This is a genomic window from Streptomyces sp. NPDC005262, from assembly GCF_042872425.1.
GTDB lineage: Bacteria > Actinomycetota > Actinomycetes > Streptomycetales > Streptomycetaceae > Streptomyces.
This window is the reverse complement of record NZ_JBIAKK010000007.1, coordinates 170364-191309: the sequence shown is the minus strand read 5'-3', so window position 1 is coordinate 191309 and position 20946 is coordinate 170364. Positions and strand designations below refer to the sequence as shown.

Genomic DNA, 20946 nt, shown 5'->3' with positions numbered 1-20946 from the left:
GGGGTCGCACCATGGCACGCACCAGGCTCACGCCCGAGCGCGAGAGCGAGATGTACGCCGCGGTGCTCGACCTGTTGCGCGAGGTCGGCTACGACGCCCTGACCATGGATGCCGTTGCCGCCCGCACCCGTTCCAGCAAGGCCACCCTCTACCGCCAGTGGGGGAGCAAGGCGGAGCTGGCCGTCAAGGCGCTGCGGCACAACAAGCCGGGCGGCCTTGCCGAGATCGACACCGGCTCGCTGCGCGGCGACTTCCACGCCGCTCTCGGCCGTGCCGACGACTGCCAGATGGAGAAGGACTCCGCGCTGATGCGGGGCCTGATGCATGCCGTCCACGAGAATCCCGATCTCCACCAGGCCCTGCGCGAGCTGCTCATCGAGCCGGAGATGACCGGCCTCGACGCGCTGCTCCGCCGAGCGGTGGACCGGGGTGAGCTGCGTCCGGACAACCCGGCGCTGAAATATGTACCGCACATGCTGATAGGCGCTTTCGCCGCTCGGCAGCTGGTCGAGGACCGCGCCGTCGACCGGGCGTTTCTCATCGACTACGTCGACTCCGTGATCCTCCCCGCTCTCGGCGTCTGAACCCGTCCCCTCCGTACGGCCCTCTCCCCAAGCCCCACCTGACACGCCGCTCTCGTCGTCGGGCTGGTTCCTCACGCCCTTTTCCACTCACACGACCTGACCGGGAGTACGCCCCCGTGGCCACATTCCTTTACAAACTCGGACGGTTCGCCTTCCGGCGCCGCCGCTATGTCGCCCTCGTCTGGGTGGCGTTGCTGGCGCTCGCCGGATTCGGCGCGGCCTCCGCGTCCACTGCCACCTCCAGCTCCTTCTCCATTCCGGGTACGGAGGCACAGAAGGCCTTCGACCTGCTGGAACAGCGCTTCCCCGCCACCAGCGCCGACGGTGCGACCGCGCGGGTCGTCTTCAAGGCGCCCGACGGCGAGAAGATGACGGACCCGGCCAACAAGGCCGAGGTGCGCAAGGTCGCGGACGAGCTGAAGTCCGGCTCGGACCAGATCGCCTCGGTGACCGACCCGTACACGGGCAAGGCCGTCAGCAAGGACGGTTCCACCGCGTACGTCTCCGTCTCCTACAAGGTCAGCTCGATGGAGCTGACCGACGCGACACGGGACGACCTCCAGGACGCGGGCAAGGCGGCGCAGCAGAGCGGGCTCACCGTGGAGATCGGCGGTGACGCGCTCCAGGTGATGCCGGAGACCGGTGCCACCGAGATCATCGGTGTGGCGATCGCGGCGGTCGTGCTGGTCATCACCTTCGGGTCGCTGATCGCGGCCGGGCTGCCACTGCTGACCGCGCTCATCGGCGTCGGCATCGGTGTCTCGACGATCACGGCGCTGGCGAACGTGCTCGACCTGGGCTCCACCACCTCCACCCTCGCGATGATGATCGGCCTCGCGGTCGGCATCGACTACGCGCTCTTCATCGTCTCCCGCTACCGCGCCGAGCTGGCCGAGGGCCGCGAGCGCGACGAAGCGGCGGGGCGGGCGGTCGGCACGGCCGGTTCCGCGGTCGTCTTCGCCGGGCTCACCGTGGTCATCGCCCTGGTCGGCCTGGCTGTCGTCAACATCCCGATGCTGTCGAAGATGGGCTTCGCCGCGGCCGGTACGGTCGCCATCGCCGTCCTCATCGCACTGACCCTGGTCCCGGCGATGATGGGTTTCGCGGGCAAGCGGGTGATGGGACGCAAGGCACGCAAGGCCGCCGAGGCGGAGATCAAGACGGAGCCGAAGCCGAACATGGGCACCCGGTGGGCGCGATTCGTGCTGCGTAAGCCGGTGTGGGTGCTGCTGGTCGGAGTCATCGGCCTCGGGACCATCGCCGTGCCGGCCGCCTCCTTGGAGATGGGCCTGCCCGACGACGGCTCCCAGCCCACCAGCACCACTCAGCGCCGCGCCTACGACCTGCTCTCCGACGGCTTCGGCCCCGGCTTCAACGGTCCGCTGATGGTCGTCGTGGACACGGCGAACAGCTCGGACGGCAGGACCGCGGTCGACCGGGTCACCGACGACATCTCCGGTATCCCGCACGTCGTCGCCGTCTCCCCGGCCACCTTCAACAAGGCCGGCGACACCGCGATGATCACCGTCGTCCCCAAGGACCGGCCGAGCTCCGCCGAAACGGAGAACGTGGTCCACGCGATCCGTGACGCGGGCACGGACATCAAGTCCGACACCGGCGCCGAGGTCCTGGTCACCGGCTCCACGGCGATGAACATCGACTTCTCGCAGAAGATGAACGATGCGCTGCTGCCGTATCTGGCGCTCGTCGTCGGCCTGGCGTTCCTGCTCCTGATGCTGGTCTTCCGGTCGGTGCTGGTGCCGCTGAAGGCGGCCCTCGGCTTCCTGCTCTCGGTCGTCGCGGCCCTCGGTGCGGTCGTCGCGGTCTTCCAGTGGGGCTGGCTCGGCTCGCTCTTCGGTGTCGAACAGACCGGCCCGATCATGTCCATGATGCCGATCTTCATGGTGGGTGTGGTCTTCGGCCTCGCCATGGACTACGAGGTCTTCCTCGTCACCCGGATGCGCGAGGCGTACGTCCATGGGGAGAAGCCCCCGCAGGCGATCGTCACCGGCTTCCGGCACGGCGCCCGCGTCGTCACCGCCGCGGCCGTGATCATGATGGCGGTCTTCGCCGGGTTCATCGGCTCCAGCGAGTCGATGATCAAGATGATCGGCTTCTCGCTCGCGATCGCGGTCTTCTTCGACGCGTTCGTCGTCCGGATGGCGATCGTGCCCGCGGTCCTCGCCCTGCTCGGCAAGCGCGCCTGGTGGCTGCCGCGCTGGCTGGACCGGCTGCTGCCCAACGTCGACGTGGAGGGCGAGAAGCTGCGCAAGCAGCTCGGCGGGACGCCGTCCGAAGGCGAGGGCCACGGTGACGCCCAGGGTGAGCGCGAGCTGACCCGGGTCTGATGTCGAGGGGGACAACCCCCTGAGAGCCCCGGGGTCCGCGTCTGAGCGGAGCGCGGCCCCGGACTGCACCGGTTACCTGTGGGGACGGGGGACCGGGGCGACGATGAGCCCCCGTGCGAGCGGCACGGGGGCTCATCCATGCCGTCACGCCCGGGCCGTCACCGTCTGTGCGGCCTCGGGGCTGGTCTCGTCGTGGATGCGGTGCAGGAAGCGGATCATCGACGCGTTGTCGAACTGGACCACCTCGACACCGTCCGCCGAGTGCTTCTCCACGACCAGTTGCGCCCGCCCCAACGGCCAGATCCGGATGGCGCCGCTCCTGGCCGGGGAACGCATCCCGCCCTCCAGCAGATCGCGGCCGAAGGCCCAGTCGGTGCCGCCGGGGAAGGTGACATGGACGGTTCGCGGGTCGGAGGCGGCGTCGTACCGCAGGTCGACGGGGACTGTGAAGGTGTCGGTTGCCTCGGTGATGAGCCGGGCTTCGGTGTGCTCTTCGATCACGGGGGACATGGCCGGCTCCTCCTATTTATTCACCCTTGCCCTCTAATGTCGCATATTTTGACCGATTGGCACCACGAGGGTGCCGGGCGGCCGGGCGCGCAGCTGTGAGGTATGCGCTCTTGCGAATGGTTCGCAACAAGGCCCTATCATTGAGAGGTTCATGACCCCGCGCAGCAACGCAGAAGCGGAGCCTCCTCCATGCATGTACCCGACGGATTCATCAACGCACCCGTCTCCGCCGTCGCCGGTGTCGTCGCCGCGGGTGCTGTCGCGGTCAGTCTGAGGGGTGCCCGCCGCGAGCTCGATGAGCGCACCGCGCCGCTCGCGGGTCTTGTCGCCGCCTTCATCTTTGCCGTGCAGATGCTGAACTTCCCGGTGGCCGCAGGGACCAGCGGCCATCTCCTGGGCGGGGCGCTGGCCGCGATCCTGGTCGGTCCTTATACCGGGGTGCTCTGCATATCCGTCGTCCTGCTCATGCAGGGCATTCTCTTCGCGGACGGCGGGCTCACCGCGCTCGGCGTGAACGTCCTCGACATGGGCATCACGACCACCGTCGTCGCGTACGCCCTCTTCCGCGGCCTGGTCGGTGTGCTGCCACGGACCCGTCGTTCCATGACGGCCTCTGCGTTCGTCGCCGCGCTGGTGTCCGTACCGGCCGCGGCGGTCGTCTTCACACTGATCTACTGGATCGGCGGAACCACCGACATCGCGATCGGCAAGGTCTTCACCGCGATGGTCGGCGTACACGTCCTGATCGGGATCGGTGAGGCCCTGATCACGGCGCTGACCGTCGGCGCCGTCATCGCCGTCCGTCCCGATCTGGTCCACGGCGCCCGGGGGCTGACCGCACCGCTGAAGCTCCGGGTCGGAGGCGAACTCGTCGACGCGCCGGCACGCGAGACCGCCCCCGTCGCCGGCCGGTCGACGCGCAAGGTCTGGGCCACCGGCCTGGTCACCGCCCTCGTCCTCGCGGGCTTCGTCTCCTTCTACGCCTCGGCCAGCCCGGACGGCCTGGAGAAGGTCGCCGCCGACCAGGGCATCGACGAGAAGACCGAGCCGCATGCGTCCGAGGACTCCCCGCTCGCCGACTACGGCGTGCGGGACATCTCCGACGCCCGGATCTCCGGCGGCCTCGCCGGAGTGATCGGGGTCGGCGCCACGGTCGTGGCCGGCAGCGGGGTCTTCTGGGCCGTGCGCCGCCGCCGTACACCGGACGCACTCGGCGCGCGCACCGAGGAAACCGTCTGATGGGCGCCGGACACGCCCACAAGCTCTACCGGCACGGGCACTCGCCGGTCCATGATCTGCCGCCGCACTGCAAGCTGGCCGCCGTCTTCTGCTTCGTGGTGGTCGTCGTCTCGACACCGCGCGAGGCGGTCTGGGCGTTCGTCCTGTACGCCGCGCTGATCGCCGCGGTCGCCGTGCTCGCCCGGATCCCGGCCGGGTTCCTCCTCAAGCGGCTGCTCATCGAGGTGCCGTTCGTCGCGTTCGCGCTGCTGATGCCGTTCGTGGTGCCGGGCGAGCAGACCGAACTCCTCGGTGTCCCGGTCAGCGTCCCCGGCCTCTGGGGCGCCTGGAACGTACTGGCCAAGGGCACCCTGGGCGTCGCCGCCTCGGTGCTGCTGGCCTCCACCACCGAGCTGCGCTCCCTGCTGCTCGGCCTCCAGCGGCTCAAGCTGCCGCCGCTGCTCGTGCAGATCGCCTCGTTCATGATCCGGTACGGGGATGTGGTCACCGACGAGATGCGGCGCATGTCGATCGCCCGCCGCTCCCGGGGCTTCGAGGCGCGCGGCGTGCGGCAGTGGGGGGTTCTCGCCGCGTCGGCGGGCGCCCTCTTCATCCGCTCCTACGAACGCGGCGAACGGGTCCATCTCGCCATGGTCAGCCGCGGCTACACCGGCTCGATGCCGGTCATCGACGAAGTGACGGCGTCCCGCGTCCAGTGGGCGTACGCCTCGGCACTCCCCGTCCTCGCCCTCGTCGCCTGTCTGCTGGGATGGATCCTATGAGCATGTCACCGACGCCCCCCGCCTCCCTCGACGTCAGCGGCCTCGCCTACGCCTACCCCGACGGTCACCAGGCGCTCTTCGGCGTCGATCTGACCGTCGCCCGCGGCGAGCGTGTCGCCCTGCTCGGCCCGAACGGCGCCGGCAAGACAACCCTCGTCCTCCACCTCAACGGCATCCTCGACGCGGGCGCGGGCACCGTCCGGGTCGCCGGTCTCCCGGTGGAGAAACGCAACCTCGCCGAGATCCGCCGCCGCGTCGGCATCGTCTTCCAGGACCCCGACGACCAGCTCTTCATGCCGACCGTCCGGGAGGACGTTGCTTTCGGACCCGCCGCCTCCGGGCTGCGCGGCGCCGAGCTGGAGGAGCGGGTCGTCGAGGCTCTGAAGCAGGTCGGCATGGAGGGGTACGCGGACCGCCCCCCGCATCACCTCTCCTTCGGCCAGCGCCGCCGCGTCGCCGTCGCCACCGTGCTCGCGATGCGGCCGGAGATCCTCGTCCTGGACGAGCCGTCGTCCAACCTGGACCCCGCGTCGAGGCGTGAGCTCGCCGACATCCTGCGGTCGTTGGACGTCACCGTGCTGATGGTCACGCATGACCTGCCGTATGCCCTGGAACTCTGCCCGCGCGCGGTCATCCTCAGCGACGGTGTCATCGCCGCCGACGACCGTACGCATGACCTTCTCTGCGACGAGGAGTTGATGCGCGCCCACCGTCTGGAGCTGCCCTTCGGGTTCGACCCGCGCTCGGTGACAATGGGCGCGTGACCGACGACACCAGCCATCGCGCGGCCTCGCCGCCCCGGTGATGCCGGTGCTGCGGGAGCGCGGCGAGGCCCCGGTCGAGGATCTCGCCGGGGCCCTGCGTCCCGACAACGGGACCGTGTCCCCGCTGTTCGAGCGGTTGCAGGCGGCCGGGCTCGTGCGGCGCGTGCGCTCGGCCGCCGACGAGCGCTCGGTGCTCGTCGAGCCGACCGGGGAGGATGCGTCGCTCCGCACCCGTGCGGAGCGCGTCCCCAGGCTTCTGCCGGCAGCGGTGGGGCGCGGGGAGGGCGAGGTGACGCGGCTGCGGGCGGAGCTGCACGTGCCCGTACTCCGACGCCACCCGGGGAAACATCGACGTCTCGATCGTGCTGAGCTGAACGTCACCCGCGGTGCAGCTCACCTGCGGCGCCATGCACCATGGGGGGATGAGCGGGAGTGCAGGAGCAGGCGTGGACGTACGGGGCACGGTGGCGGCCGGATTCGAACCGGTCAGGGACGCCTTCATCCGTAACTTCGAGCACCGCGGCGAGCGGGGGGCCGCGGTCGCCGTCTACCGGGACGGGCGCAAGGTCGTCGACCTCTGGGCCGGTACGAGGGACGTGGACGGCACCGAGCCGTGGGCCGTCGACACCGTGCAGATCGTCCGCTCGGCGGGCAAGGGCATCGCCGCCGCCGTACCGCTGCTGCTGCACCAGCGCGGCCAGGTGGACCTGGACGCCCCGGTCGGCACGTACTGGCCCGAGTTCAAGACGGCAGGCAAGGAACGTGTCCTCGTACGCCACCTCCTCGCCCACCGGGCCGGGATCCCCGCCCTCGACCGGCCGTTGACGCCGCAGGAGGCAGCCGACGGGATCTCCGGGCCGCGTGCCGTCGCCGCGCAGTGCCCGCAGTGGGAGCCGGGTTCCGCGCACGGCTACCACGCGCAGACGTACAGCTGGCTCGTCGGCGAGCTGGTGCGCAGGGTCACCGGGCGTACCGTGGGCCGCTGGGTCGCCGAGGAGATCGCCCGTCCGCTCGGCCTGGACTTCTGGTTCGGGCTGCCGGCGGAAGAGGCGCACCGGGTGGGCCGGATCGGACCGGTCGAGCCGCCCGCCCTCCAGGACAACGGCGGCGCGCTGCGGCTGCGCCCCAAGCGGTCGGTCACGGAGGCCTACCGCGACCCGGAGTCGCTGACCCGTCGCGCGTTCGGCGCGATAGACCCGTTGCCCGACGAGAACGACCCCGCCTACCGGGCGGCCGAACTCCCCGCTTCGAACGGCATCGCCACCGCCCGTGCGCTGGCCCGGTGCTACGCCGCGATGATCGGGCCGGTCGACGGGCACCGGCTGTTCGCCCCGGCCACGCTCACCCTGGCCCGCACCGAGGAGTCCGCGGGCCCGGACCGGGTGCTCGTCGTGAACACCCGCTTCGGCCTCGGCTACATGCTGCACGGCCCGGCCGCCCCGCTCCTCGCCCCCGGCTCCTTCGGCCACCCGGGCCGCGGCGGCTCGCTCGGCTTCGCCGACCCCGAATCGGGCATCGCGCTCGGCTATGTGACGAACGGTCTGCAGAAGGGAGTCACCGCCGATCCCCGTGCCCAGGCTCTGGTCAGGGCAGTACGGTCGGCGCTATGACTCCTACCGGTGATTCCAGGTTCGACGGATACGGCGTACTCATCACGGGTGCGGGACAGGGTATCGGCGCGGCCACGGCCCGCCGGCTGGCCGGCGAGGGCGCGCGCGTCCTGGTGACCGATCTGGACGGTGACCGCGCCGAGCACACGGCGGCGGCGATACGGAAGACGGGTGCCGCCGCCGAGGCGCTGCCCTGCGACGTGGGCGACCGGGCGGCGGTAGAGGCTGCGGTGGCCCATGCGGTCGAGGCGTTCGGCACGCTCGACGTGCTGGTCAACAACGCGTACCGCTGCACCCCCGACACCCCGCTCTTCGAGGACGAGCCCGACGACGTCTGGCAGGGAGACCTGGACGCCACGCTCACCGGCCCGTACCGCTGCTCGCGCGCCGCTCTGCCGCATCTGGTGGCGTCGGGGAGGGGCGCGATCGTCAACATCGGCTCGGTCAACGGCGAGCAGGACTTCGGCAACCATGCCTACAGCGCCGCCAAGGCCGGGTTGGGCAGTCTGACCCGTACGCTCGCGGGCCACGCCGGTCCGCGCGGGGTCCGGGTCAACCTGGTGGCGCCCGGCACGATCCGGACGGACGCCTGGGCGGGACGTGACCTCGAGCTGGACCGGGTGAGCGCGGCCTACCCGCTGGGCCGGGTCGGCGAACCGGACGACATCGCGGCCGCGGTCGCCTTCCTCGCCTCCCGCGACGCGGCCTGGATCACGGGGACGACGCTGCGGGTGGACGGCGGCCTGCTCGCTGTGAACACAGGCTTCCGGAGGGCGATCGCGGAGGGCTGAGCCGGGCGGCCGTGCCTCGCGTGTGCGGACGTGACCGGTGATCCTCGGGTGCCACGTCCGTACCCGGCACGTCCGCTGCCGCCGGTACCGTCGACGCGGGCCCGGGCCGGTGCGCTCAACTCGTGTGCAGCATGAGCCCGATCCCGATGACCATGAGCCCGGCGGCCGCCATGCGCGGTGCGCCGAAACGCTCCTTGAAGAACACCGACCCTATCGCCGCGCCCACGATGATCGACGACTCGCGCAGGGCGGCGATCGGGGCCAGCGGGGCCTTCGTCTGCGCCCACAGGACCAGCCCGTACGCGACCACCGACAGAGCCGCGCCCAGCAGCCCCCGTGCCGCGAACGGCTTGAGCTGGGCGGCCAGTTGCCCGCGGCGGCGATAGAGCGTGTACGCCGGGACGGCAAGCCCCTCCAGGATCATCAGCCAGGCGATGTAGCCGAGTGAGGTGCCGGAGGCCCGGACCCCCACCCCGTCCACGGTCGTGTAGCCGGCGATCGCCAGCCCCGTCGCCAGTGCCGCCGTGATCGCCGGCCAGTGCGGGCGGGCCTGCGAGCCCCGGATGCCCCAGAGCGCGACACCGACGAGCCCGGCGCAGGCGACCGCCACCCCCGTCGTCGCCCAGCCGTCCGGCCGCTCGCCGACGAAGACCGCCGCGAGCACCGTCACCACCAGGGGCGCGGTGCCGCGTGCGATCGGGTACATCTGACCGAAGTCGCCGAGCGTGAACGACCGCATCAGCAGCGCCATGTAGGCGACGTGCAGGACCGCCGAGACGACCAGATACGGCCACGCCTCCGCGGCCGGCAGCGGTACGAAGCAGGCGGTGACCGCGCCGAGCAGCACCCCGCCCCCGGAGATCAGGGTGAAGGAGAGCAGTTGGTCCTTGATGGCGTGCGCGATCGCGTTCCAGCTGGCGTGCGTGATCGCCGCGGCCAGGACCGCGAGCGCGACGAGCGGCGTCACTTCGTCTGCTCGCGCACGTCCACCACGGTGCCGCCGGCATGTTCGATGACCGTCTTGGGGTCGAGCGGGAAGACGGTGTACGGGGTACCCGCCGCGGCCCACACCACGTCGTGGTCGAGCAGCCCGCGGTCGGCCAGCACCCGTGTCTTCGTACGGTGGCCGAAGGGCGGCACCCCGCCGATCGCGTATCCCGTGGTCTCCCGGACCAGGTCGGCCCCGGCACGCTTGACCTTCCCGGCACACAGTTCCCGTCGTACGAGCTCCACGTCGACCCGCGAGGAGCCGTCCATCAGGACCAGCACCGGCGCCCCGTCGGCCTCGAAGATCAGCGACTTGACGATGGCGCTGAGGTCGCAGCCGATCGCGGCAGCAGCCTCGGCCGCCGTACGGGTCGCCTCCGGGAAACGGCGGATCTCGACATCGAGGCCCAGCTCGCGCAGGGCTTCGGCGAATCGGGGGTGGGCTTCGGCAGCTGCGGGCTCAGGAGCAGGGGCGACGGGAGCCGTGGCGTCGGGAGTACTCATGCCCCGCACGCTAGCCGCCCCCCAGCGGGGCACGCGATCCTGTTTCGGCCACCGGACCCCGGTCGGAGCAGATCACGGCCCCGCACGCAGCACCTGGGCCACCACCGGGCCCGCCGCGTCGCCGCCGTGGCCGCCGGACTGGACGACCGCCGCGGCCGCGAGGTCGTTGCTGAAGCCGGTGAACCAGCTGTTGGACGAGGCCTGTCCGTCGACCTCCGCCGAACCGGTCTTCGCGCCCTTGTCGCCGCCGACCGAGGACATCGCCGCCTTGCCGGTGCCCCAGCTCGCGGTCTGCCGCATCATGTTCGTCACCTGCTGGGAGACGGACGAGGGCAGCGAACGGGATGCGGTGGCCAGCTGACGGCCGTCCAGCTCCTGCGGCACGAGGACCGGCTGCCGGAAGGTGCCGTTGCGCGCGGTGGCGGTGATGGACGCCATGTTGAGTGCGTTCATCTGGATGGTGCCCTGGCCGATGTACTGCGCGGCGGCCTCACCGCCGGTGGCCTCGGGCACGCTGCCGTCGAAGGACGCGGAGCCGGTCTTCCAGTCGAGGCCGATCCCGAAGACGTCCCGGGCCTCCTTGGCGAGCGCGGAGTCGTCGTCCACATCGTCGATCAGCTTGATGAAGGCGGTGTTGCAGGAGCGCGCGAAGCTGGTGGTGAGCGTGTCGGTGTCCGGGAGCGAGAAGTTCTCCAGGTTGTGGAAGGTCCGGCCCTGGTACATCACGTCCTTCGGGCATTCGACGGGACGGTTCGCCGAGGCGAAGCCCTTCTCGATCAGCATCGACGCGGTCACGATCTTCATGGTCGAACCGGGTGCCTGCTTGCCGAGCATCGCCGCGTTGAAGCCGGTCGCAGGGTTGTTGGCGACCGCGCGGATCGAGCCGGTGGACGGCCGGACCGCGACCACGGAGGCCTGGCTGTACTGCTTGACCGCCTTCTCGGCCGCCGCCTGGATGTTCGCGTCCAGGGTGGTCTGCAGCTTGCCGGGCTTCCCCTTGGACAGCGTCAGCAGCGTCTGGTCCGGGGTGTCCTCACCCGTGGACTCGATCCAGGTCTCTATGCCTGCGGTCCCGCCGACCTTCTCGCCGTACTTCTCGCGCAGCCCGTCCAGGATCGGCCCCAGCGACGGGTACTTCTCCTTCGTCAGCACCCTGCCGTTGTGGTCGAGTGCCTGGATGGACGGGGCGGAAGCCTCGCCGGTCTTGAGCGACTCCCCCTCCGCCAGATCCGGGTGGATCACCGAGGGCTTCCAGTCCACCAGCGCCCGGCCGGTGGTCAGACCCCGCACGACGGTCAGTTCGGAGGAGTACGACCAGGGCTTGGACTTCCCCTCGTAACTCACGGTCGCCTTCACCGTGAACGGCACTGTCGTGCCGGTCGCCGGGCCCGGAGTGATCACCGCCTTGGTGACGTGGGCCTCGGCGCTGTATCCGCGGAGAGCAGGTTCGGACTCGGTCGCGTTATTGGTGAGCTGGGACGCGTCCCCGGCCTCACCGGCCGCCCAGGCCTCGAGGAACTTCTTCGACGTCTCGCTGATCTCCGCCTTGCTCGGCGGGCCTGTCTTCACCGCGGCGGAGACGGGGCGGCCGTCCGCTCCGTCGCCCCCGCCGCCCCCGAGCCCGTCGAGCACGTTGTAGGCCCCGTAGCCCACACCGCCGACCACCAGCACGAACACTCCGCCGATGACGGCGACCTTCGCTCCACTGCGCATCTGTGCAGTCCCCCCTCCCCAGGAGGCTCTCTTGAACATGTTCAAGAGAGCGCTTGTGGGCACTTTACGGGACGGCAGTGATTCCAGGGGCAGTTGTTATCGGACCGCGACCGGCAACGGCGGAAAGAGGCCGGTCAAATCCAGGTATCCAGCCACATGCGGTTGCGCCAGGAATTCTCCGGAATGGACATGCCTGTGTACAGCGGCCAGAAATAGATGAAATTCCAGACGATCAGCAGGACGAGTACACCGACCGCGACCGCCCCCAATGTCCGCCGCCGTTCACCGGAGGGATCGCCCGTCACCAGGCCCAGTTCCCGCCTGGCCCCGGTGCCCGCCGCGGGCCCGATCATCGCGCCGATCATCATCGCCACCGCGAGACAGAGGAACGGCACGAAGACGACCGCGTAGAACAGGAAGATGGTGCGTTCCTGGTAGAGGAACCACGGCACCCAGCCCGCCGCCACACCGCAGGCGATCGCGCCCGCCCGCCAGTCGCGGCGGAAGAGCCACCGCCACAGAACGTACACCAGGGCGAAGCACGCGGCCCACCACAGCAGCGGTGTGCCGATGGCCAGCACCTCACGGGCGCACTTGCCGGTCGCCGAGGCGGTGCAGCCGTTCTGCTCCTCGTAGAAGTACGAGACGGGGCGGCCCAGGACGATCCAGCTCCAGGGGTTGGACTGGTACGTGTGGCCGGACGTCAGGTTCACATGGAACTCGTAGACCTGGTACTCGTAGTGCCACAGGCTGCGCAGCCAGTCCGGCAGCCAGGTCCAGCTGCCGCCCCTGCCGTCGGTGGTGGCCCAGTCCCGGTAGTAGCCGTGGTGGTCGGGATCGTTCCTGATGATCCAGCCGGTCCACGAAGCGATGTACGTCAGGATCGCCACCGGCACGGTCGAGACGAACGCGGGCACCAGATCCCGCCGGATCACCGCCTGGTACGGATGGACCGCACCCGCCGTCCGGCGCGCGCCGACGTCCCACAGCACCGTCATCAGACCGAACGCGACCAGGATGTACAGGCCGTTCCACTTCGTGCCGAACGCCAGCCCCAGCGAGAGTCCCGCCGCGATCCGCCACGGCCGCCACCCCAGCCGCAGCGTCTCGGCGATCCGTGCGTCCGGGCGCAGCACCCCCTCCGCGTCGACCGGCAGTGCCGCGGCGAGCCTGCGCCGCGCCCAGTCCCGGTCGATCAGCAGACAGCCGAACGCCGCCACCACGAAGAACATCAGCACCAGGTCGAGCAGCGCGGTGCGGCTCATCACGAAGTGCAGCCCGTCCACGGCGAGCAGCGCGCCCGCCAGACACCCCAGGAACGTCGAGCGGAACAGCCGCCGCCCGATCCGGCAGAGCATCAGCACCGACAGCGTGCCGAGCACCGCCACCATGAACCGCCAGCCGAACGGCGTGAACCCGAAGAGCTGCTCGCCGAACCCGATGATCCACTTGCCGACCGGCGGATGCACCACATAGCCGGGCGCCGTCGGCACCGTCACCAGCGAAGGATCGGCCAGGATCGACTTGTCGACGTCCTTCGGCCAGGACCCCTCGTACCCCTGCTTGATCAGCGCCCAGGAGTCCTTGGCGTAATACGTCTCGTCGAATATCACCGCCTTCGGGCTGCCCAGATGCCAGAACCGCAGCACCCCCGCGACCAGCGTCACCAGCAGCGGCCCGCCCCAGGCCGACCACCGCACCAGCCGCTCGGCGGTCGGCGGCGACACCCCCAGGACCGCCCACAACTGCGGTCCCGGCCGGTTGTACGGCGGGACCAGCCGTTCCCGCAGCCCGATACCGGGCCGCGGCGAATGGCCGAAGCGGCGCAGCCGCTGCTGCCAGGAAGGCGGCTTTTCGCCGTGTTGTTCCCCGGCGTCTTGACCCTGCTGGGCTTCGGGCGCAGTACTCGTCACCGCGCCATCGTAGGGAACGCATCTGTGCGACTGCTGTCGCCCGTGCTGGGAGGATGGCTGATGTGACTGGAACGACTGGAACGCTGGTACTCGCAGGGACCCCCATCGGCGATGTGGCGGACGCCCCGCCACGGCTCGCCGCAGAACTGGAGACGGCGGACGTCGTCGCCGCCGAGGACACCCGCCGGCTGCGCCGGCTGACGCAGGCGCTCGGCATCCACACCACAGGGCGTGTGGTCTCCTACTTCGAAGGCAACGAGTCGGCGCGTACGCCCGAACTCGTCGAGGCGCTGACCGGTGGCGCCCGGGTCCTGCTCGTCACGGACGCCGGGATGCCGTCCGTCTCCGACCCCGGTTACCGGCTCGTCGCCGCGGCCGTGGAGAAGGACATCAAGGTCACCGCGGTCCCCGGCCCGTCCGCCGTGCTCACCGCGCTCGCCCTGTCCGGTCTGCCCGTCGACCGGTTCTGCTTCGAGGGCTTCCTGCCGCGCAAGGCCGGCGAACGGCTCGGCCGGCTCCGCGAGGTCGCCGACGAGCGCCGCACCATGGTCTTCTTCGAGGCCCCGCACCGGCTCGACGACACCCTCGCCGCGATGGCCGAGGTGTTCGGCGGCGACCGCAGGGCCGCCGTGTGCCGGGAACTGACCAAGACGTACGAGGAAGTGAAGCGCGGCCCGCTGGCCGAACTGGCGGTCTGGGCGGCCGAAGGCGTACGCGGCGAGATCACCGTCGTCGTCGAGGGCGCGGCGGATGTGGCCGAGGAGCTGGACGCCGCCGAGCTGGTGCGCAGGGTGCAGGTGCGCGAGGAGGCGGGGGAGCGGCGCAAGGAGGCGATCGCCGCTGTCGCCGCGGCTGCGGGGCTGCCCAAACGGGAGGTCTTCGATGCGGTCGTCGCCGCGAAGAACGCGTCGCGGACCGGCCCTGCGGACGGCAAAGGACTCTCGTAAAAGGCAAAGCGCGAGCCGCTCATCTGGCCCCTTTTGCCACGAGAAGGCCAAGACCGATCCAATACTCGACAGGGCATGGTGCGCTCCTGCCGGTAAAGGCGTCCACTGAATCAGGGACGCATTCTCCGGAGTGTTCGTCCGAGCGGACAAGAGGAGCAGGCATGAGTGAGACCGCAGCAACCACCGTGCATGAGGCGTATGCCTTCGCCTGCATGAGGTGCGGATACGGCTGGGAACAGGCCTACGAGATAGAGCACCACGTCGACGGTTCCAACAACGACTTCGTCATCTACAAGGCGAACGGGGAACGGGTCCCGTCACCCCTGTCCAAGCCCACCTGTGTGAACTGCGACGGCCATGTGGTCCGGATCATGCGGTCCGGCCGGGTCTCGACCGTCCAGCAGCTGCTCCGGGCCGGACACACCGAGGACAGCGACGCCCGCGAAAGTGAGGCGGTCGCCGTATCCGCAGCCGCTCCGACTGCCACGGAGCACCACTGGCACCTCTCCGACCTGCTGCACCCCTTCCACCGCAAGTGAGAGCGGCGCCGCGGTCCTCGTACGATCGTGGCATGAGCCGTACGGAAGCCCCGCCACTGCCCGAACCCCTGCGGGTACCGGTCGCCGATTCGCACACCCATCTGGACATGCAGGACGCCACCGTCGAGGAGGGCCTGGCCAGGGCCGCGGCGGTCAACGTCACCACCGTGATCCAGGTGGGCTGCGACGTGCGGGGCTCGCGCTGGGCCGCCGAGACCGCGGCCGCGCACGCAGGTGTGTACGCGGCGGTCGCCCTGCACCCCAACGAGGCGCCGCGCATCGTCCACGGCGACCCGGACGGCTGGTCCCGCCAGGATGCGCGGGAGCCGGGCGGGAAGGCCGCCCTCGACGACGCCCTTGCCGAGATCGACAAGCTGGCCGCCCTCGACCGCGTGCGCGGCGTCGGCGAGACCGGCCTCGACCACTTCCGTACGGGCCCCGAGGGCATGGCCGCCCAGGAGGAGTCCTTCCGGGCCCATATCGAGATCGCCAAACGGCACGGCAAGGCGCTCGTCATCCACGACCGCGAGGCGCACGCCGATGTGCTGCGTGTGCTCGCCGACGCGGGCGCCCCCGAGCGGACCGTGTTCCACTGCTACTCCGGGGACGCCGAGATGGCCCGGATCTGCGCCGACGCCGGGTACTTCATGTCCTTCGCGGGCAACGTGACGTTCAAGAACGCCCAGCCGCTGCGGGACGCGCTGGCCGTGGCGCCGATCGAACTGGTCCTGGTCGAGACGGATGCGCCGTTCCTCACCCCCGCCCCGTATCGCGGCCGTCCCAACGCGCCGTATCTCATCCCCGTCACGCTCCGTGCCATGGCGGAGGTGAAGGGGGTCGACGAGGACACCCTGGCGTCGGCGATCAACGACAACACGGCTCGCGCGTTCGATTACTGACAGGTCACGCTGTGACGGTGTGCGGTCGCGCCGCTTTGGAGAGTGACCGAAGCTCCACTATCGTCCCGGACGCCCATCGGGCCATCGGGACGAACGGACCTTCTGGAGCGTCGTGATCAATGCGCAGGGCAGTCACCGTGCGGCACCGGGCAGGGGACGTGCGGGGGGTGCGGCGGTGGCGACACCGCAGACCGTCCCCGCACCTCTGCCGTTCCACCAGGAGCAGACGTTCGTCGCTCTCTGGCCGGTCCACGATCCGACCGTCGTCGACACGCCTGCGGCGCCGCCCGGGCCGGCCGCCGGCCCCCGCACCGGCGGCCGCGGCGGTACCCGGCGGGCCGCGCACCGCCGCAAGAGCACCGCACGTCCGGAGAACCTGCGCCGCCTCGTCCCGCAGGCCCTGGTCGTCGCCTTCCTGGCCGGCGGCACCTCCGCGTTCGTCGCCCACGACAAGGCGGTACGGCTCACCGTCGACGGGGAGCCGCGCACCCTGCACACCTTCGCGGACGACATCGACGAACTCCTCGACGACGAGGGCATCACCGTCGGCCCCCATGACGTCGTCACCCCGGCCCCCGTGGGCGACCTCGACGACGGCGACGAGATCACCGTCCGCCACGGGCGCCCGGTGACCCTCACCCTCGACGGGGTGCGGCGCCAGGTGTGGACCACCGCAGGTTCGGTCGACGCCGCCCTGCGCCAGCTCGGGGTGCGCGCCGAGGGGGCGTACCTCTCCGTCGCCCGTTCCTCCTCGATCGGCCGCACCGGGCTCGCCCTGGACGTCCGTACCGAACGCACCGTGACCTTCATGGCCGACGGCCGGGAGCGCACCGTCCGCACCAACGCCTCGACCGTCCGGGAGGCCGTCGCCGAGGCGGGCATCACCCTGCACGGCGAGGACACCACCTCCGTGGACCCGCACAGCTTTCCGCGCGACGGCCAGACGGTCTCCGTGATGCGGATCACCGACTCCCGCGAGGTGCGCGAGGAGCCCGTCCCCTACGCCGAGCAACGGTCCGAGGACGATTCGCTCCTCGCCGGTACGGAGGTCGTCGAGCGCGAGGGCAGGCCGGGCGTCCGCCGGATCACGTACGGGGTGCGGACCGTCAACGGCGTCCGGCAGCGGCCGCGGGCGCTGGACGCCGAGGTCGTCCGCACACCTGTCGACCGGATCGTGAAGGTCGGTACCGGAGCCCGCCCGCGGTCCGTGGCGGGCGCGGGCGGACTGAACTGGGCCGGGCTCGCGTCCTGCGAGTCCGGCGGTCGGCCTCGCGCGGTCGACGCAAGCGGCACGTACGGCGGGCTGTACCAGTTCGACACGGAGACCTGGCACTCCCTCGGCGGCAGCGGACGCCCGCAGGACGCCCCGGCGTCCGAGCAGACGTTCCGGGCGAGGAAGCTGTACCTGCAACGGGGGGCGAGCCCGTGGCCGCATTGCGGCCGTAGGCTTACCGGGTGAGCACCACAGAGCCCGACGCCCTCCTGGGCCCCGCAGACATCCGCGATCTGGCCGCGAAGCTCGGGGTACGCCCCACGAAGCAGCGCGGTCAGAACTTCGTCATCGACGCCAATACGGTCCGCAGGATCGTACGGACCGCGGAGGTCCGTCCGGACGACGTGGTGGTCGAGGTCGGACCCGGCCTGGGCTCGCTGACCCTGGCGCTGCTGGAGGCGGCGGACCGCGTCGTCGCCGTCGAGATCGACGATGTGCTGGCGGCGGCGCTGCCGGCCACCGTCCAGGCCCGGATGCCGGGTCGCGCCGACCGGTTCTCGCTGGTCCACTCCGACGCGATGCTGGTCACGGAGCTGCCGGGCCCGCCGCCCACCGCCCTGGTCGCCAACCTGCCGTACAACGTGGCCGTGCCGGTCCTGCTGACGATGCTGGAGCGGTTCCCGACCATCGAGCGGACCCTGGTCATGGTGCAGGCCGAGGTCGCCGACCGGCTGGCCGCCCGGCCGGGCAACAAGGTCTACGGCGTGCCGTCGGTGAAGGCCAACTGGTACGCGGACGTCAAGCGGGCCGGGTCCATCGGCCGCACGGTGTTCTGGCCGGCCCCGAACGTCGACTCCGGTCTGGTGTCACTGGTCCGGCGCACCGAGCCGATCACGACGACCGCGAGCCGGGCCGAGGTCTTCGCGGTCGTCGACGCGGCGTTCGCTCAGCGTCGCAAGACGCTGCGGGCCGCCCTGGCCGGCTGGGCGGGCTCCGCGCCGGCCGCCGAGGCGGCTCTGGTCGCGGCCGGGATCTCGCCGAAGACGCGGGGTGAAGCACTGACCGTCGAGGAGTTCGCGGCCATCGCCGAGAACAAGCCGGCGGCGGACCCGTCGAGCGGGAGCAGGCCCGGCGAGGGTGAGCCCGCCGCGGACCGGTCCCACGGGAACGAGTCCACCGGGAGTGGCGAGTGAGCGTCACCGTTCGCGTCCCCGCCAAGGTCAATGTGCAGCTCGCGGTCGGCGCCCCGCGCCCCGACGGCTTCCACGACCTGGCGAACGTCTTCCTCGCCGTCGGCCTCTACGACGAGGTCACCGTCACCCGAGCAGACGTGCTGACCGTCACCTGCTCGGGCCCGGACGCCGCACAGGTCCCGCTCGACGCCGGCAACCTCGCGGCCCGCGCCGCGATCGCGCTCGCCGAACGCCACGGCATCGCCCCCGACGTGCACATCCACATCTCCAAGGACATCCCCGTCGCGGGCGGCATGGCGGGCGGCAGCGCCGACGCCGCGGCCGCCCTGATGGCCTGCGACGCCCTCTGGGCCACCGGCGACACCCGGGACGAACTGCTCGCCATCTGCGCGGAGCTCGGCAGCGACGTGCCGTTCTCCCTGGTCGGCGGCGCCGCCCTCGGTATCGGCCGCGGCGAGCAGCTGACCCCGATCGATGTCGGCGGAACGTTCCACTGGGTGTTCGCGGTCGCCGACGGCGGGCTCTCCACCCCGGCCGTCTACAGGGAGTTCGACCGGCTCACCGCGGGCACCGACGTCCCCGCACCGGAAGCCTCGCCGGCGCTCCTCGACGCCCTGCGCACCGGCGCCACCGATGTGCTCGCGAAGGCTCTCTCCAACGACCTGCAGCCCGCCGCGCTCTCCCTGCGGCCCTCGCTCGCCGACACCCTCGCTGCCGGCACCGGGGCCGGTGCGCTGGCCGCACTGGTCTCGGGCTCCGGGCCGACCACCGCGTTCCTGGCGGCGGACGCGGAGGCGGCGCACGAGATCGCGGACACGCTGCGGACGTCGGGGACCTGCCGGACCGCGCGGGTCGCGGTGTCCCCGGCGCCGGGCGCCACGATCGTCTGACCGCGGGTACTCAGACGGGAATTGAGTACGGTCGCGCTGCCGCCCCCGGGGCGTCCGGCGCGACCGTACCCGTATGGGATCAAGTGTTCGCGAACTGGCCGGGGCCACCCCCGCCACCCGGGACCGGTACATCGACCTGCTGCGCGTCGCCTCGCTCGGGACGGTCGTCCTCGGGCACTGGCTGATGGCCGCAGTCACCACCGACGGCGTCGGCAATCTGCTCGCCGTCGTCCCAGGGCTCCAGCTGCTGACCTGGGTGCTCCAGATCATGCCGGTGTTCTTCTTCGTCGGCGGCTTCTCGCACGCCCTGTCGTACCGCTCCCTCAGCCGCAAGCAGCCCGCCGGCTCGACGGACTCCGTCTACTCGGCCTTTCTCCGGGCCAGACTGCAGCGGCTGCTGCGCCCCACCATGGTCTTCATCCTGGTCTGGGGCACGGCCGCCCTCATCGTCCAGCTGTTCGGCGGGGGCGGCGGGCTGACCGGGGTCACGCTGCGACTGGTGGCCCAGCCGCTCTGGTTCATCGGGATCTATCTGGCGATGGTGGCGTTCACGCCGCCGCTGCTGAAGCTGCACGACCGGTACGGCTGGGGGGCCTTCGCCGGGCTTGCCGCGGCGGCGGTCGCGGTCGACGTGCTGCGGTTCGCCGCCGGTGTCCCGTACATCGCGTTCCTCAATTTCGCGTTCGTCTGGCTCGCCGTGCACCAGCTGGGCTTCCTGCGCGCCGACGGCCGCATCCGCCGCCCCGCGCTGCTGGCCGGCCCCGGCCTGGCCGCCGCGGCCGCGCTGGTCGCGTTCGGCCCGTATCCGCTCTCCATGGTCGGGATGCCCGGCGAGAAGATCAGCAACATGGCACCGCCGACGCTCGCCCTGCTCTGCCACGGATTGTGGCTGGTCGGCGCGGTCGAGCTGCTGCGCGGCCCCGGCGCCCGGCTGGTCGCCCGCCCACGGGTGTGGCGTGGGGTCGTCGCGGCCAACGGGGTGGCGATGACCGCGTTCCTCTGGCACCTCACCGCGATGCTCGGGGTCTACGGGGCGATGATCGCCCTGCACGTTCCGCTGCCCGGACCGGCGACCGGCGCCTGGTGGGCGCAGGTGCCGGTGCGGATCGCGGTGGCGGCAGCCGTCACGGCCGGGCTGGTCGCCGTCTTCCGTACGTTCGAGCGGCCGGTCTCCGCGATACCGGGGAAGGGCTCCGCGCCGGTGTCCGCGCTCGGTGTGACGCTCTGCCTGTTCGGGGTGCTCGGGGTGTCGATGGTCGGGTTCGGCGGGCTGCTGGAAGGGCGTACGGCGGTGCTGATCGCTGTGCGGGTCAGCGCCCCGGCGGCCGTCGCGATGGCACTGGGCGGCTGGCTGCTGGTGGAACGGGCGGGGCGGCGGCCGAACTGACCGCGGTCCCCCGCTGACCGGCATACGCCCGCGCTACGGCCGATACGCGCCCGCTACGGCCGATACGCGCCCGCGCCGGCCGGCACGCGTTCGTCCCGGCCGACACGCGCCCGCGTCGCTCGGCACGCGTTCTTCCCGGTCGGGGGCGGCGCCC

At 71.3% G+C, this 20946-nt stretch carries 20 protein-coding genes; 15 read left to right on the top strand and 5 right to left on the bottom strand.

Features of this window, described 5'->3' with window-relative positions; all coding sequences use genetic code 11:
- The first annotated feature begins 11 nt into the window (after positions 1-11).
- Both ACFYP5_RS19810 and ACFYP5_RS19805 read left to right on the top strand, forming a co-directional pair.
- Positions 12-584, top strand: a complete 573-nt coding sequence (locus ACFYP5_RS19810; RefSeq protein WP_389037470.1) for a TetR/AcrR family transcriptional regulator — start codon at positions 12-14, stop codon at positions 582-584.
- A 116-nt stretch (positions 585-700) separates the two neighbouring features.
- Positions 701-2932, top strand: coding sequence for an MMPL family transporter (locus tag ACFYP5_RS19805; protein WP_389037467.1), 2232 nt, complete (start codon positions 701-703; stop codon positions 2930-2932).
- Positions 2933-3076: 144 nt separating this feature from the next.
- Here the strand turns inward: ACFYP5_RS19805 and ACFYP5_RS19800 are convergent, their stop codons facing one another.
- Positions 3077-3442: an SsgA family sporulation/cell division regulator gene (locus ACFYP5_RS19800; RefSeq protein WP_389037464.1), complete on the bottom strand. Its 366-nt coding sequence runs from the start codon at positions 3440-3442 to the stop codon at positions 3077-3079.
- Positions 3443-3631: 189 nt separating this feature from the next.
- Here ACFYP5_RS19800 and ACFYP5_RS19795 point away from each other — a divergent pair, with 189 nt between their 5' ends.
- Genes ACFYP5_RS19795 through ACFYP5_RS19770 form a run of 6 tightly spaced genes read left to right on the top strand, consistent with a single transcriptional unit; the run spans position 3632 to position 8607 of the window.
- A complete protein-coding gene (locus ACFYP5_RS19795; protein ID WP_389037461.1) occupies positions 3632-4681 on the top strand; it encodes an energy-coupling factor ABC transporter permease in 1050 nt (349 codons plus the stop codon).
- Complete coding sequence (cbiQ, locus tag ACFYP5_RS19790; protein WP_389037458.1) at positions 4681-5442, top strand: cobalt ECF transporter T component CbiQ; 762 nt, start codon at positions 4681-4683, stop codon at positions 5440-5442. Before ACFYP5_RS19795 ends, cbiQ begins: the two co-directional genes overlap by 1 nt.
- Positions 5439-6206, top strand: a complete 768-nt coding sequence (locus ACFYP5_RS19785) for an energy-coupling factor ABC transporter ATP-binding protein (RefSeq protein ID WP_389037455.1) — start codon at positions 5439-5441, stop codon at positions 6204-6206. Before cbiQ ends, ACFYP5_RS19785 begins: the two co-directional genes overlap by 4 nt.
- A 40-nt stretch (positions 6207-6246) precedes the next feature.
- Positions 6247-6714, top strand: coding sequence for a MarR family transcriptional regulator (locus ACFYP5_RS19780; RefSeq protein WP_389037452.1), 468 nt, complete (start codon positions 6247-6249; stop codon positions 6712-6714).
- On the top strand, positions 6653-7816 hold the full coding sequence (locus ACFYP5_RS19775) for a serine hydrolase domain-containing protein (protein WP_389037904.1): 1164 nt from the start codon (positions 6653-6655) through the stop codon (positions 7814-7816). The genes ACFYP5_RS19780 and ACFYP5_RS19775 overlap by 62 nt, the downstream gene beginning before the upstream one ends.
- A complete protein-coding gene (locus ACFYP5_RS19770; RefSeq protein WP_389037449.1) occupies positions 7813-8607 on the top strand; it encodes an SDR family NAD(P)-dependent oxidoreductase in 795 nt (264 codons plus the stop codon). The genes ACFYP5_RS19775 and ACFYP5_RS19770 overlap by 4 nt, the downstream gene beginning before the upstream one ends.
- 115 nt (positions 8608-8722) lie before the next feature.
- Here ACFYP5_RS19770 and ACFYP5_RS19765 read toward each other — a convergent pair whose 3' ends face one another.
- The 4 genes from ACFYP5_RS19765 to ACFYP5_RS19750 all read right to left on the bottom strand — a co-directional run bounded on the left by ACFYP5_RS19765 (position 8723) and on the right by ACFYP5_RS19750 (position 13724).
- Positions 8723-9574: an EamA family transporter gene (locus ACFYP5_RS19765; protein WP_389037446.1), complete on the bottom strand. Its 852-nt coding sequence runs from the start codon at positions 9572-9574 to the stop codon at positions 8723-8725.
- Positions 9571-10098: a YbaK/EbsC family protein gene (locus ACFYP5_RS19760; protein WP_389037444.1), complete on the bottom strand. Its 528-nt coding sequence runs from the start codon at positions 10096-10098 to the stop codon at positions 9571-9573. Before ACFYP5_RS19760 ends, ACFYP5_RS19765 begins: the two co-directional genes overlap by 4 nt.
- Before the next feature lie 72 nt (positions 10099-10170).
- Positions 10171-11811, bottom strand: a complete 1641-nt coding sequence (locus ACFYP5_RS19755; protein ID WP_389037441.1) for a penicillin-binding transpeptidase domain-containing protein — start codon at positions 11809-11811, stop codon at positions 10171-10173.
- Positions 11812-11945: 134 nt separating this feature from the next.
- Positions 11946-13724 carry a dolichyl-phosphate-mannose--protein mannosyltransferase gene (locus ACFYP5_RS19750; RefSeq protein ID WP_389037438.1) on the bottom strand — a complete coding sequence of 593 codons (1779 nt, stop codon included), beginning with the start codon at positions 13722-13724 and terminating at the stop codon, positions 11946-11948.
- Between the two features lie 53 nt (positions 13725-13777).
- On the opposite strand from ACFYP5_RS19750, the gene rsmI reads away from it, so the two are divergent.
- From rsmI to ACFYP5_RS19715, 7 genes are all read left to right on the top strand, one after another.
- The gene (rsmI, locus tag ACFYP5_RS19745) at positions 13778-14671 is read left to right on the top strand and encodes a 16S rRNA (cytidine(1402)-2'-O)-methyltransferase (RefSeq protein WP_389037435.1); all 894 of its coding nucleotides are present in this window, start codon (positions 13778-13780) and stop codon (positions 14669-14671) included.
- 161 nt (positions 14672-14832) lie between these two features.
- A complete protein-coding gene (locus ACFYP5_RS19740; protein ID WP_389037432.1) occupies positions 14833-15210 on the top strand; it encodes a hypothetical protein in 378 nt (125 codons plus the stop codon).
- 32 nt (positions 15211-15242) lie between these two features.
- On the top strand, positions 15243-16109 hold the full coding sequence (locus ACFYP5_RS19735) for a TatD family hydrolase (protein ID WP_389037430.1): 867 nt from the start codon (positions 15243-15245) through the stop codon (positions 16107-16109).
- 175 nt (positions 16110-16284) lie between these two features.
- Complete coding sequence (locus tag ACFYP5_RS19730) at positions 16285-17568, top strand: ubiquitin-like domain-containing protein (protein WP_389037427.1); 1284 nt, start codon at positions 16285-16287, stop codon at positions 17566-17568.
- Positions 17565-18515, top strand: coding sequence for a 16S rRNA (adenine(1518)-N(6)/adenine(1519)-N(6))-dimethyltransferase RsmA (gene rsmA / locus ACFYP5_RS19725; protein WP_389037424.1), 951 nt, complete (start codon positions 17565-17567; stop codon positions 18513-18515). The genes ACFYP5_RS19730 and rsmA overlap by 4 nt, the downstream gene beginning before the upstream one ends.
- The gene (locus tag ACFYP5_RS19720; RefSeq protein WP_389037421.1) at positions 18512-19405 is read left to right on the top strand and encodes a 4-(cytidine 5'-diphospho)-2-C-methyl-D-erythritol kinase; all 894 of its coding nucleotides are present in this window, start codon (positions 18512-18514) and stop codon (positions 19403-19405) included. The genes rsmA and ACFYP5_RS19720 overlap by 4 nt, the downstream gene beginning before the upstream one ends.
- 73 nt (positions 19406-19478) lie before the next feature.
- Positions 19479-20792 (top strand): acyltransferase, encoded by a 1314-nt coding sequence (locus tag ACFYP5_RS19715; RefSeq protein ID WP_389037418.1) that lies wholly within the window; start codon positions 19479-19481, stop codon positions 20790-20792.
- The last annotated feature ends 154 nt before the right edge of the window (positions 20793-20946 follow it).